5 protein-coding genes, 1 tRNA gene and 1 rRNA gene are annotated in these 14,022 nt (G+C 68.9%); 6 read left to right on the forward strand and 1 reads right to left on the reverse strand.

All coding sequences use genetic code 11. The features are described 5' to 3' along the window. Window positions 1-10: 10 nt before the first annotated feature. The 3 genes from rrf (at window position 11) to FNH08_RS27615 (ending at window position 1,056) form a co-directional block, all read left to right on the forward strand. Window positions 11-127: ribosomal RNA gene (gene rrf, locus FNH08_RS27605) — 5S ribosomal RNA — on the forward strand. A 114-nt stretch (window positions 128-241) separates the two neighbouring features. Then, the gene (locus FNH08_RS27610) at window positions 242-901 is read left to right on the forward strand and encodes a DegT/DnrJ/EryC1/StrS family aminotransferase (RefSeq protein WP_152774248.1); all 660 of its coding nucleotides are present in this window, start codon (window positions 242-244) and stop codon (window positions 899-901) included. A gap of 82 nt (window positions 902-983) precedes the next feature. Then, window positions 984-1,056, forward strand: a tRNA-Thr gene (locus FNH08_RS27615). 42 nt (window positions 1,057-1,098) lie between these two features. Here FNH08_RS27615 and FNH08_RS27620 read toward each other — a convergent pair. Next, window positions 1,099-3,870: a SpoIIE family protein phosphatase gene (locus FNH08_RS27620; RefSeq protein WP_152774245.1), complete on the reverse strand. Its 2,772-nt coding sequence runs from the start codon at window positions 3,868-3,870 to the stop codon at window positions 1,099-1,101. Between the two features lie 374 nt (window positions 3,871-4,244). On the opposite strand from FNH08_RS27620, the gene FNH08_RS27625 reads away from it, so the two are divergent. From FNH08_RS27625 to FNH08_RS27635, 3 genes are all read left to right on the forward strand, one after another. Continuing rightward, the gene (locus FNH08_RS27625; RefSeq protein WP_322725530.1) at window positions 4,245-9,749 is read left to right on the forward strand and encodes a HAMP domain-containing protein; all 5,505 of its coding nucleotides are present in this window, start codon (window positions 4,245-4,247) and stop codon (window positions 9,747-9,749) included. 328 nt (window positions 9,750-10,077) lie between these two features. Further along, the gene (locus FNH08_RS27630) at window positions 10,078-10,761 is read left to right on the forward strand and encodes a response regulator (protein ID WP_152774246.1); all 684 of its coding nucleotides are present in this window, start codon (window positions 10,078-10,080) and stop codon (window positions 10,759-10,761) included. Window positions 10,762-11,074: 313 nt separating this feature from the next. After that, window positions 11,075-13,810: a DNA translocase FtsK gene (locus tag FNH08_RS27635; protein WP_152774247.1), complete on the forward strand. Its 2,736-nt coding sequence runs from the start codon at window positions 11,075-11,077 to the stop codon at window positions 13,808-13,810. Window positions 13,811-14,022 lie beyond the last annotated feature (212 nt).

Genomic DNA, 14,022 nt, shown 5'->3' on the forward strand with positions numbered 1-14,022 from the left:
TTCATAGTGTTTCGGTGGTCATAGCGTGAGGGAAACGCCCGGTTACATTCCGAACCCGGAAGCTAAGCCTTACAGCGCCGATGGTACTGCAGGGGGGACCCTGTGGGAGAGTAGGACACCGCCGAACAAATTGTGAAAGAGTCGGTCCCCGAACTTCGGTTCGGGGACCGACTCTTTTTTGTTTCGCGTCACTTCGTGTTCACGTTGCGCCACCAGCATCCGCAGTATGGGTACAGCCGCAATGCTCAGAGCCGCAGGCATCGGTGTAGGTGACGAGGTCATCGTGCCGGCGTTCGGGAACGTGGAAGTCGCCGAAGCCGTGCAACTGGCCGGTGCGGTGCCGGTGTTCGCCGACATAGATCCGGAGACGTACTGCCTGGACGTGCCCGCTGTCGACGCTGCCGTCGGCGAGCGCACCGCGGCCATGGTCGTCGTGCACCGCTTCGGCAGGACCGCGGACATCGGGCGGCTGCGTGAAGTCGGGCAGCGCCGTGGGTTGTTGGTGCTGGAGCAGGGCGAGTCCGAGACGCCGTACGACGAGGTCGCGCAGCGCAGAGCCCATGCCGCCCATCTCAGCGGCCGACTGCGTGGGGTGCGTACCCCGGACGGTGGAGGTGAGCACACCTTCCAGCAGTACGTCGTGCGTGTGCCCGGCAACGGACGGCCGGACCGCGATGCCTTCGCGCGTGCGTTGCGCGCTCGGGGCGTTGACTGCCGGGTGCCGGTGAAGACGCCCGTGCACCGCATGCCGGGGTTCCGAAGGGACGTCTGCCTCCCGGAGACCGAGCTCGCCTCGGACGAAACGCTGGCGCTGCCCGTGGACGGCTCGCTGACCAAGCGGCAGGTGCATCGCGTCGTCTCCGCCTGCAACGCGCTGGGCGGCTTGCTGCAGCCTGCCTAGCAGTCGGTGGTGCGGAGCACTCATCAGTTCGGGGTATGATCTATTGCGTTGCCGCGCGAGGGAAACCTCGAAAAGGTGACAGGCCCCTATAGCTCAGTCGGCAGAGCGTCTCCATGGTAAGGAGAAGGTCAACGGTTCGATTCCGTTTGGGGGCTCTGACAAAGGCCTCGTCCTGACGGACGAGGCCTTTTTTTGTGTCAGTCCTTGTGGAGGCCCGGTACCCGCATCGCGAGGATCGCCATGTCGTCGGACGGGGCGTCGGATGCGAAGCGCTCGACCGCGCGCATGATGCGGGCCGCGACAGCGCCCGCCGTCAGGCCCGTACAGGTCGTCAGGACGTCCGTGAGGCCGTCGTCGCCCAGCATGCGCGTGCCCTCGCGGCGTTCGGTGACGCCGTCCGTCACACAAAGGAGGACATCGCCGGGGTCGAGGGTGACGGTCTGTTCGTACAGCTCCAGGTCCTCCATGACGCCGAGCAGCGGCTGGGGTTCGGCGGCCGGTTCGACCGAGCCGTCCTGGCGCAGGCGCAGCGGGAGCGGGTGGCCGGCGCAGACGACCTTCAGGAGGGCACTGCCGTCCTCCTGGGGCCACAACTCGCCGTACAGGAGCGTCAGGAAGCGGCTGCGGGCTCCCTCGTCGATGATGGCGGAGTTCAGGCGCTCCAGGACCGCGGGGCCGCCGAAGCCCTCCCGGGCCAGCAGGCGCAGGGCGTGCCGGGCCAGGCCGGTGACCGCGGCCGCCTCCGGGCCCGTACCGCAGACGTCGCCGATGGCGAAGCCGTACGCGCCGTCGCGGATCGGGAACAGGTCGTAGAAGTCGCCGCCGACCTCGTTGCCCTCGCCGGCCGCGCGGTAGATGACCTCGACCTCGACGCCCTCGATCTCCGGCAGTTCGGGCGGCAGGAGGCTGCGCTGGAGGGACTGGCTGATGGCCATGCGCTCGGAGTACAGGCGGGCGTTGTCCAGGGCCAGGGCGGCTCGGCGGGACAGGTCCTCGGCCAGTTCCAGGATCTCCTGGCGGAAGTGTTCGTCCGTCGGCTTGCCCAGCGTCAGCATGCCGATCACGCGGTTGCGGGCCACCAGCGGGAGGACCACGGTCTCGCCGCCCACCGCCGCGGCCGTCGCGAGTGTCGTGCCGATGCCCGAACTCACCGTCGCGGGCTCGCCCAGGCCCAGGCTGCGCATGGACGTGCGCAGGGCCGCCTGGTGGGCCGCCTCGGCGGGCGCCGACCAGATACGGGCGCCCGGGGTGGGGATCGGGTCCGGCGGCGAGATCTTGGAGAGCAGGGCCTTGATGCCGTCGATGCGTTCCTCGTCCTCGTGGAGGACGTACGACAGGTACGGGTCCGAGGCCTGGTCGGCGATCGTGTAGACCGCGCACCAGGTGGCGAGGGTCGGGATCGTCATCTGGGCCATGAGCGCGAGGGTCTGGTCGCGGTCCAGGGTGCCCGCGAGGAGGTCCGAGGCCTCGACGAGGAAGCTGAGCGAGCCGCGGCGCAGGCGCTCCAGTTCACCCAGACGGGCGGACTCGACGGCGAGAGCGATGCGGTCGGCGGCGAACTGCAGGCGCAGGGCCTCCTCGTTGGAGTAGCGCCCCGGTCCCTCGGCCGCCACACCGAGCGAGCCGGTGAGGCGCCCCTCGACCTTGAGCGGGACCGTGACGACCGAGCGCATACCTGTGCCGCTGAGCAGCGGTACGGCGCCGGGGACCGCTGTGAGGTCGTCGTGGACCGCCGGCATGCGGGCCGAGCCGTAGCGGCCGGGGCCCGCCTCGACGGGTACGCGGGCGAAGCGCTGGCGGGCGGAGGGGAGTCCCGTGGAGGCGCGTACCTCCAACTCCGTTTCGTCGTCGGTCGCGAGGAGCAGGAAGGCCGAGTCGCCGTCGAGCATGTCGCGGGCGCGTTCGACCGTGCGCTGGAGGAGGCCGTCCAGGTCGTCGGGGGCTGGGGAGCCGATGAAGACCTCGAAGGGGTCCGTCGGTTGTCCGTCGGACGCCGCGGTCGGGTCGGGGGCCGACATGCGCACCGGGGTCTGCAGAACGGCGCGTTCGTGGTCCCGTACGAGAAGGCAGACGGTCGAGGGTTCGCCGTCGGTGTCGCGGACGCGGAGGTGCGAGGCGTACACCGGGGTCACCCGGCCGTTGGCGCCGCGGATGCCGTAACTGCCTTCCCAGCGGGACAGTTGGAGGGCCTCGGCGATGCCGGTGCTGGTGCCCGGGGTGTGCGGCCAGGCCGCGAGGTCGGTGAGGGGCTTTCTGATGACCTGTTCGGCCGCGTACCCGAAGAGTTCCTCGGCGTCCTCGTTCCAGGCGCCGATCGAGCCCGTGCGGTCGATCTGGACCACGGCGACGCGGACCCGGCCGTCGGCGAGCGGGAGGAGGTCGGCGGGCAGGGAGGGGCCGGCCGCGCGGGTGCCCACCGGGCGTTCGGGCAGGGTGAGTTGGAACCACACCTGCTTGTGCGTGGGTGTGTACTCGACGCCCCAGCGCCCCGCGAGCGCCGCGCAGAGTTGGAGTCCGCGGCCTCCCTCGCGGTCGGGGCTGCCCATGTTGACGGACGTGGTCTGGAGGGGGATCTCGCGCTCGGGGTATCTGTCCGCGACCTCGATGCGTACGCCCTCGTCGCTGCGCAGACAGAGGACGTCGGCAGATGTGCCCGCGTGCACCACCGCGTTGGTGACCAACTCGCTGGTGAGGACGACGGCGTCGTCGACGATGTCGGCGAATCCCCAGCCCTGCAGGGTGTCACGGACGAAGGAGCGGGCGGTCGCAACCGATCGCCCGACGGGCTCGAAGCTGGCGGCCGCGCGCGCGGTGATCACAGAACTCCTTGTCCGGTTCTCGACGTGCGGGTGGACGTGAGGGGAGACGTGCGAGGATCCGCGGCCGACCCGCTCCTGCCGTGGCAGATGCTGGTTCCCCGTCGGCCGAGGATCCTGGGGTGGGCCCCCGGGATGCAGTCCGGTGGTCATGGTGCGGCCGCCCCTCCGATGCCTGCCCGCTCGTGCTCGTGCCACCATCCAGACCGGATGCGCCGGCATGGCTGGACAGCCGCATGCAAGGTTACTTACCTTCGCCGTCCATGCTGATGCCGGTCGGCTGTGTTTCCGTCCAGAGGGTGTGCGGACCGTGTGCGAAGCTGCCGAACTGTTATGGCCTGGTTCAGCCATGGTGAAACACTGGGCAAGCTTCTAAGGAGGGTCAGGGCAGGTGGGGTGCCTTTGGTACAGAGCGGGCAGCAGCACCCAGCCGTCCCTGGTATATCGGGCAGGCAGTGGTATCCGGTACGACGAGTGGTAACCGGGCACGCAGAGCAGTAGAGGTCGACCCCTGCGGGAGGGACACAGTGGAGTCTGGCGCAGCGACGCGGGGCAATAAGACGCGCGCGAAAGGCGGACAGTCCCTGAGCAAGCAGCGCACATCACGCAACGGCACCACAACGGTGGAGACGGCGGCCCTGAACAAGCTGCTGGCGGCGCTGGAGTCCATGCGTGACGGCAATTTCCGCAAACGGCTGACGGTCACCGGTGACGGCGTCATGTCGGAGATCGCCGCCGTCTTCAACGAGGTTGCCGACCGAAACCTGCAGCTGACGGGTGAGTTGGCTCGCGTACGGCGCGTGGTGGGGCGTGAGGGCAAGCTCACCGAGCGGCTGGAGACGGGCCCTTGCGAGGGCTCGTGGGCGGCCGCGATCGACAACTCCAACGCGCTGGTCGACGACCTCGTACGGCCCGTTTCCGAGGTCGGACGGGTGCTGTCCGCGGTGGCCGACGGCGATCTGTCGCCGCGTATGGAGCTGCGCGCGCAGGGCTCCGACGGGAACGGGCATCCCCTGAGGGGCGAGTTCCTGAAGGTCGGACGCACGGTCAACAACCTGGTGGACCAGCTGTCGACGTTCACCGACGAGGTCACCCGCGTGGCCAGCGAGGTCGGTACCGAGGGCAAGCTGGGCGGCCAGGCGCGCGTGCGTGGAATGTCCGGCTCGTGGAAGGACCTCACGGACTCCGTCAACACGATGGCGTACCGGCTGACCGCGCAGGTGCGGGACATCGCGCTCGTGACGACGGCGGTGGCCAAGGGCGACCTGTCCCGGAAGGTCACGGTTCATGTGGCCGGCGAGATGCTGGAGCTGAAGAACACCGTCAACACGATGGTGGATCAGCTCGCCTCCTTCTCCTCCGAGGTGACCCGCGTCGCGCGCGAGGTGGGTACCGAGGGTGAGCTCGGCGGGCAGGCGCAGGTGCCCGGTGTGTCGGGAGTGTGGAAGGACCTCACCGATTCGGTGAATCTTATGGCCGGCAATCTGACGGCCCAGGTGCGCGGAATCGCACAGGTGACCACCGCCGTCGCCAACGGTGATCTGTCGCAGAAGGTGACGGTGAGCGCACGCGGCGAGGTCGCGCAGCTCGCCGAGACGATCAACCAGATGACGGAGACGCTGCGGACGTTCGCGGACGAGGTCACGCGTGTCGCCAACGAGGTCGGTGCCGAGGGCCGCCTCGGCGGACAGGCGAACGTGCCGGGCGCGGCGGGTACGTGGAAGGACCTGACGGACTCCGTCAACACGGTGTTCCGCAACCTCACCACTCAGGTGCGCGACATCGCCGCCGTGACGACGGCCGTGGCGAACGGTGACCTGTCCCAGAAGGTCACCGTCGACGTCGCCGGCGAGATGCTGGAGCTGAAGAACACCGTCAACACGATGGTGGACCAGCTCTCCGCGTTCGGTGCCGAGGTCACCCGCGTGGCCCGGGAGATCGGTGTCGAGGGTGAGCTGGGCGGCCAGGCGCAGGTACCCGGCGCGGCCGGTACGTGGAAGGACCTGACGGACTCCGTCAACACGGCGTTCCGCAACCTCACCGGACAGGTGAGGAACATCGCCCAGGTGACGACGGCGGTGGCCAACGGCGACCTCTCGCAGAAGGTCACGGTCGACGTGTCCGGCGAGATGCTCCAGCTGAAGAACACCGTGAACACGATGGTGGACCAGCTGTCGGCCTTCGGTGCCGAGGTGACCCGGGTGGCCCGTGACGTGGGTACCGAGGGCCGGCTGGGCGGTCAGGCGCGCGTGGACGGCGTCTCGGGTACCTGGAAGGAGCTCACCGACTCCGTCAACTTCATGGCGGGCAACCTCACCTCCCAGGTGCGGCAGATCGCCCAGGTGACGACGGCGGTGGCCCGGGGTGACCTGTCGCAGAAGATCGACGTGGACGCGCGCGGGGAGATCCTGGAGCTGAAGAACACCCTCAACACGATGGTGGACCAGCTCTCCGCGTTCGCCGACCAGGTGACCAGGGTGGCCCGCGAGGTGGGTACGGAGGGCCGGCTGGGCGGCCAGGCCCAGGTGCCCGGTGTCGCCGGTGTGTGGCGGGACCTCACCGAGTCCGTGAACGGCATGGCGGGCAACCTGACCGGCCAGGTGCGCAACATCGCGCAGGTCGCCACGGCGGTGGCCCGGGGTGACCTGTCGCAGAAGATCGACGTGGACGCGCGCGGGGAGATCCTGGAGCTGAAGAACACCCTCAACACGATGGTGGACCAGCTCTCGAACTTCGCCGAGCAGGTCACGCGGGTGTCCCGCGAGGTGGGTACGGAGGGCATCCTCGGCGGGCAGGCCGAGGTCCAGGGTGTCTCCGGCACCTGGAAGGACCTCACGCAGTCCGTGAACGGCATGGCCAACAACCTGACCATGCAGGTGCGCAACATCGCCGAGGTCACCACGGCTGTGGCCAACGGTGACCTGTCGAAGAAGATCACGGTCGACGCGAAGGGCGAGATCCTCGAACTCGTCACGACCGTCAACACGATGGTCGACCAGCTGTCCAACTTCGCCGAGCAGGTGACCCGGGTGGCCCGCGAGGTGGGTACGGAGGGCCAGCTGGGCGGCCAGGCCCGGGTGCCCGGTGTGTCGGGCATCTGGAAGGACCTGACGGACAACGTCAACGTCATGGCCAACAACCTGACCGGCCAGGTGCGCAACATCTCCCAGGTCGCCACGGCGGTCGCCAACGGTGACCTCACCAAGAAGGTCACCGTCGAGGCGAGCGGCGAGGTGGCCCAGCTCGCCGACACCGTCAACACGATGGTGAAGACCCTGAGCTCGTTCGCCGACCAGGTGACCAGGGTGGCCCGTGAGGTGGGCACCGACGGAATCCTGGGCGGTCAGGCGCGCGTACCGGGCGTTTCGGGTACGTGGAAGGACCTCACCGAGTCCGTGAACGGCATGGCGTCCAACCTGACCGGCCAGGTGCGCAACATCGCCATGGTCACGACGGCCATCGCCAAGGGCGACCTGACCAAGAAGATCGACATCGACGCGCGCGGCGAGATCCTGGAGCTCAAGACCACGATCAACACGATGGTCGACCAGCTCTCGTCCTTCGCCGAGGAGGTCACCCGGGTGGCCCGCGAGGTGGGCACCGAGGGCCAGCTGGGCGGCCAGGCGCGCGTACGGGACGTCGACGGCACCTGGCGCGACCTCACCGAGTCGGTGAACGAGATGGCCGGGAACCTGACCCGGCAGGTGCGCGCCATCGCGCGCGTGGCCACCGCGGTGACCCGCGGCGACCTCAACCTGAAGATCGACGTGGACGCCTCGGGCGAGATCTCGGAGCTTCAGGACTACATCAACAAGATGATCGCCAACCTGCGCGACACCACGATCGCCAACAAGGAGCAGGACTGGCTGAAGGGCAACCTCGCCCGTATCTCCGCCCTCATGCAGGGCCGCCGCGATCTGGCGGACGTGGCCTCGCTGATCATGAGCGAGCTGACGCCCGTCGTCTCCGCGCAGCACGGCGCGTTCTTCCTCTCCATGCCGATGGTCGACGGCAAGGACCGGAGCACGGACAGCGACGAGGCGTACGAGCTGCGGATGCTCGGGTCGTACGGCTACTCCATGGGCTCCATGCCGACGTCGTTCCGGCCCGGTGAGGCGCTCATCGGTACGGCCGCCACGGAGAAGCGCACGATCCTCGTGGAGAACGCGCCGAGCGGGTACCTGAAGATCTCCTCCGGACTCGGCGAGGCGCCCCCGGCACAGGTCATCGTGCTTCCGGTGCTCTTCGAGGGAACGGTGCTCGGTGTGATCGAGCTGGCCTCCTTCACCCCGTTCACACAGATCCAGAAGGACTTCCTCAACCAGATCGCCGAGATGATCGCGACGAGCGTCAACACGATCTCGGTCAACACCAAGACCGAGGTGCTGCTGAAGCAGTCGCAGGAGCTGACCGAGCAGCTCCGGCTGCGCTCGGAGGAGCTGGAGCAGCGGCAGAAGGCCCTCCAGGACTCCAACGCCGAGCTGGAGGAGAAGGCCGCGCTGCTGGCCCGGCAGAACCGCGACATCGAGGTCAAGAACACCGAGATCGAGGAGGCGCGGCAGGTCCTGGAGGAGCGCGCCGAGCAGCTCGCCGTGTCCATGCGCTACAAGAGCGAGTTCCTGGCGAACATGTCGCACGAGCTGCGCACCCCGCTCAACTCGCTGCTGATCCTCGCCAAGCTCCTCGCCGACAACGCGGATTCGAACCTCACGCCGAAGCAGGTCGAGTTCGCCGAGACAATCCACGGCGCGGGCTCCGACCTGCTCCAGCTGATCAACGACATCCTCGACCTGTCCAAGGTCGAGGCGGGCAAGATGGACGTGTCCCCGACCCGTATCGCGCTCGTCCAGCTCGTCGACTACGTGGAGGCCACCTTCCGGCCGCTCACCGCGGAGAAGGGCATCGACTTCTCCGTACGGGTCTCGCCGGAGCTGCCCGCCACGCTGCACACCGACGAACAGCGGCTGCTGCAGGTGCTGCGCAACCTGCTGTCCAACGCGGTCAAGTTCACCGACACGGGAGCGGTCGAACTGGTCATCAGGCCCGCGAGTTCGGACGTCCCGGTGGCCATCCGGGAGCAGCTGCTGGAGGCCGGCTCGCTGCGGGACGCGGGCGCCGACCTGATCGCGTTCTCCGTGACCGACACCGGCATCGGCATCGCGGCCAGCAAGATGCGGGTGATCTTCGACGCCTTCAAGCAGGCCGACGGGACCACGAGCCGCAAGTACGGCGGTACGGGTCTGGGGCTGTCCATCTCGCGGGAGATCGCGCGCCTGCTGGGCGGTGAGATCTACGCCCAGAGCGAGCCCGGACGCGGCTCCACCTTCACCCTCTACCTGCCGCTGCACCCCAGTGAACTGCCGCCGCAGGGATACACACAGCCCGCGGCGGCGATGATCGATCCCGGTGACCTGGTGGCGTCCGCGGTGGAGGAGCTGGCCGTGCCGGACATCGAGACGCCGGCCGAGGTGAGGTCGTACCACGCGACCCAGAACGGGCCCGCGGCGCTCTTCAGGCGGCGCCGCAGGGCGCTGCCCGCGGCTGAGTCGCGCCCCCTGCACGCGCCGGCCTCCGGGCCCTCCGGGGCCTCGGGGCAGGAGCAGTGGTCGCCCAACGGGCAGGAGGCCGCCGCGCACTCGCGGGAGAGCATCCGGTTCGCCAGCGAGAAGGTGCTGATCGTCGACGACGACATCCGCAACGTGTTCGCGCTGACCAGCGTCTTGGAGCAGCACGGCCTGTCGGTGCTGTACGCCGAGAACGGCCGTGAGGGCATCGAGGTCCTGGAGCAGCACGACGACGTGGCGGTGGTCCTGATGGACATCATGATGCCGGAGATGGACGGGTACGCGACGACGACGGCGATCAGGCGGATGCCCCAGTTCGCCGGGCTGCCGATCATCGCGCTGACCGCCAAGGCGATGAAGGGCGACCGGGAGAAGGCGATCGAGTCGGGCGCCTCGGACTACGTCACGAAGCCCGTCGACCCCGATCACCTGCTCACGGTCATGGGTGAATGGATGCGTGCCGAGTGAGTGTGCGGATGCTCTGGGTGCGCGCCGGTGACTGGCGCGCCGGGGGTGGTGAGTTGGCGCCGCCGTGTGCACGAAATCGCCTGACTGACCGTGGCCGTAGCCGTGTAGAGGAGCGGGATTCGGGGAACCTTCTGGTCTCCCGCTACGTTTCTGCTACGTGCACAGTGACATCGCGGTGACAGGGTGTGGCGATAGGCGGGGTGCGGCTACCATGACCGGCACGAGGACGGACGGCGCAAGGGAGCCGTCCCCTGGGGCGACGCCCGGCGGTGTCGTCCCAAGTCCTGAGGACAGGGGAGGCCCCACGCCGGGGCGAGGAGGGCGGGCCATGGTGCAGAAGGCCAAGATCCTCCTGGTCGATGACCGGCCGGAGAATCTGCTGGCGCTGGAGGCCATTCTCTCTGCGCTCGATCAGACGCTGGTGCGGGCATCGTCCGGGGAGGAAGCGCTCAAAGCGCTGCTGACGGACGACTTCGCGGTCATTCTGCTGGACGTCCAGATGCCGGGTATGGACGGATTCGAAACCGCTGCGCACATCAAGCGGCGAGAACGGACCCGGGACATCCCGATCATCTTTCTCACCGCGATCAATCACGGCCCGCACCACACCTTCCGGGGGTACGCGGCGGGCGCGGTGGACTACATCTCCAAACCGTTCGACCCGTGGGTGCTGCGGGCGAAGGTCTCCGTGTTCGTCGAGCTGTACATGAAGAACTGCCAGCTCCGGGAGCAGGCCGCCCTGTTGCGGCTGCAGTTGGAGGGTGGCGGCAAGTCCTCGGTCGGTGCGAGCAAGGAGCCGGTCGGGCTTCTCGCGGAGCTCTCCGCGCGGCTCGCGGCGGTCGAGGAGCAGGCCGAGGCGTTGTCCAAACAGCTCGACGACGAGTCGGCGGACGCGGCGGCGGTGGCCACGGCGGCGCATCTCGAACGCAAGTTGACCGGGTTGCGGAGGGCGCTGGACGCGTTGGAGCCGGGGGCGGGGAGCGGGGCGGCTTCCGTGCCGTCGCAGAACTGAGTGGGGTTCGTGCGGGTGCGGTGAGTTCTTTGTGTGGGTCGAGCGTTGTGGCTGGGCCTGAGATGCTCGCCCCCGCCGCCCCTACCCGTCCCATCCCTGGGGGCTGCCGCCCCCAGACCCCGTATCGGCCTGAACGGCCTCGTCCTCAAACGCCGGACGGGCTGGGGGGCTGGTTCAAGCGGGCCAATCGCGATGAGCGTCCGTCAGCGTTCTGCCCGGCCACGTCAGTTTGTCGCCCTTCTTGGGGCGACACGAACGGGTGAAGCAAAAACCACACGTGTCCGCAGTGGTCTCCACCGGTAACCTCACACCCATGGCCCCACGTCAGCCCGCAGCCAAGAAGCCCGCGAAGAAGGCGGCCGCTCCGTCGAAGGCTGCGGCGAAGAAGGCCCCTGCGAAGAAGGCCGCGGCGAAGAAGGCGCCCGCCAGGAAGGCCGCGGCGAAGAAGGCGGCTCCTCCGAAGCCGGCGCCCAGTCCGACAGGGGGCGTGTACAGGCTTGTGCGCGCCGTCTGGCTCGGAGCCGCGCACGCGGTCGGCGCCGTGTTCCGAGGCATAGGGCAGGGCGCGCGGAATCTCGACCCGGCGCACCGGAAGGACGGAATCGCGCTGCTGCTGCTCGCCTTGGCCCTGATCGTCGCCGCCGGCACCTGGTCCAACCTCAAGGGCCCTGTCGGCGACCTCGTCGAGATGCTCGTGACAGGCGCCTTCGGGCGGCTCGACCTGCTCGTGCCGATACTGCTCGCCGTGATCGCCGTCCGGTTCATCCGGCACCCCGAGAAGCCGGAGGCCAACGGCCGCATCGTCATCGGCCTGTCCGCGCTCCTCATCGGAGTGCTCGGCCAGGTCCACCTCGCGTGCGGGGCGCCCGCGCGCAGCGAGGGCATGCAGGCGATCAGGGACGCCGGAGGGCTCATCGGCTGGGGCGCGGCCACACCCCTGACGTACACGATGGGCGAGGTCCTCGCCGTACCGCTCCTCGTGCTGCTCGCGATCTTCGGACTGCTCGTCGTCACGGCGACCCCGGTCAACGCCATCCCGCAGCGGCTTCGGCTGCTCGGCCGGAAGCTGGGCATCGTCCACGACGCCCCCGACGAGGACCTCACCGAGGACGACCAGCGCTACGACGACCAGTGGCGCGAGTCGCTGCCGCCGCCGCGCTCCCGGCGCCGCAGGACCGACCCCGAGGCCTACGACCCGGACAGTGCCGAGCAGGAGGCCCTCTCGCGGCGCCGTGGGCGCCCCCGCAGGTCCGCGGCGCCGCAGCCCGATCCCGACCGGCCCATGGACGCCGTGGACGTCGCAGCGGCCGCCGCGGCAGCCCTCGACGGCGCGGTCCTGCACGGCATGCCGCCCTCGCCGCTCGTCGCCGACCTCACCCAGGGCGTCACCGTCGAACGCGACGGCTACGAGGAGACGACGCCCATCCCGGCCTCGCGTTCCAAGACGCCGAAACAGGCCGCCAAGCCGCCCAAGCAGGAGAAGCTGAAGGCGGAGGTCGCCGACCTCACCAAGGCGCCGCCCGCCGAGGTCCGCGACCTCCCGCCGCGGGCCGAACAGCTCCAGCTCTCCGGCGACATCACCTACTCCCTGCCCTCGCTCGACCTCCTGGAGCGCGGGGGCCCCGGAAAGGCCCGCAGCGCGGCCAACGACGCCATAGTCGACTCCCTGACCACCGTGTTCACCGAGTTCAAGGTCGACGCCAGCGTCACCGGCTTCACGCGCGGTCCGACGGTCACGCGCTACGAGGTCGAGCTCGGCCCCGCCGTGAAGGTCGAGCGGATCACCGCGCTGACGAAGAACATCGCGTACGCCGTCGCCAGCCCCGACGTACGGATCATCTCGCCGATCCCCGGCAAGTCCGCGGTCGGCATCGAGATCCCCAACACCGACCGCGAGATGGTCAACCTCGGTGACGTGCTGCGCCTGGCGGACGCGGCCGAGGACGACCACCCGATGCTGGTCGCGCTCGGCAAGGACGTCGAGGGCGGCTATGTGATGGCCAACCTGGCGAAGATGCCGCACGTGCTCGTCGCCGGTGCGACCGGCTCCGGTAAGTCGTCCTGCATCAACTGCCTGATCACGTCCGTCATGGTGCGCGCCACTCCCGAGGACGTCCGCATGGTCCTCGTCGACCCCAAGCGCGTCGAACTGACCGCCTACGAGGGCATCCCGCACCTGATCACGCCGATCATCACCAACCCCAAGCGGGCCGCCGAGGCGCTCCAGTGGGTCGTACGGGAGATGGACCTCAGGTACGACGACCTCGCGGCGTACGGCTACCGGCACATCGACGACTTCAACGAAGCCGTGCGCAGTGGCAAACTCAAGACGCCCGAGGGCAGCGAGCGCGAGCTCCAGGCGTACCCGTACCTGCTGGTGATCGTCGACGAGCTGGCCGACCTGATGATGGTGGCGCCCCGGGACGTCGAGGACGCCATCGTGCGCATCACGCAGCTCGCGCGCGCTGCCGGCATCCACCTCGTGCTCGCCACGCAGCGGCCGTCGGTCGACGTCGTCACGGGCCTGATCAAGGCGAACGTGCCCTCGCGGCTCGCCTTCGCCACCTCCTCGCTCGCCGACTCGCGCGTCATCCTCGACCAGCCGGGCGCCGAGAAGCTGATCGGCAAGGGGGACGGGCTCTTCCTGCCGATGGGCGCCAGCAAGCCGACCCGTATGCAGGGCGCGTTCGTGACCGAGGAGGAGGTCGCGGCGGTCGTCCAGCACTGCAAGGACCAGATGACGCCCGTCTTCCGGGACGACGTCACCGTGGGCACCAAGCAGAAGAAGGAGATCGACGAGGACATCGGCGACGACCTCGACCTGTTGTGCCAGGCCGCCGAACTGGTCGTCTCCACGCAGTTCGGGTCGACCTCGATGCTCCAGCGCAAGCTGCGCGTGGGCTTCGCCAAGGCCGGGCGGTTGATGGACCTCATGGAGTCGCGCAACATCGTGGGCCCGAGCGAGGGTTCCAAGGCACGCGACGTCCTGGTGAAGGCCGACGAGTTGGACGGGGTTCTCGCCGTGATCCGTGGGGAGACCGAGGGCTAGGGAGAGCGATCGCCGGGAAGACTGTTCACGGGTGGCGCACTGCAAACGGCGTAATCGAACGTGACCCACCCGTAAGGAAACGGTGAGCAACCGTTTCCGGTCGGCGTACGTCAAGTTGAGGGAGGCGACAGGTGTCTGCCTCACCCTCAGGATGTCCGGCCATTCTGATGGCGTACAAAGTCCTACCGCCCGGTTGCCCCACCCTTTCGTAC

Source organism: Streptomyces spongiae (assembly GCF_009377185.1).
Taxonomy (GTDB): Bacteria; Actinomycetota; Actinomycetes; order Streptomycetales; family Streptomycetaceae; genus Streptomyces; species Streptomyces spongiae.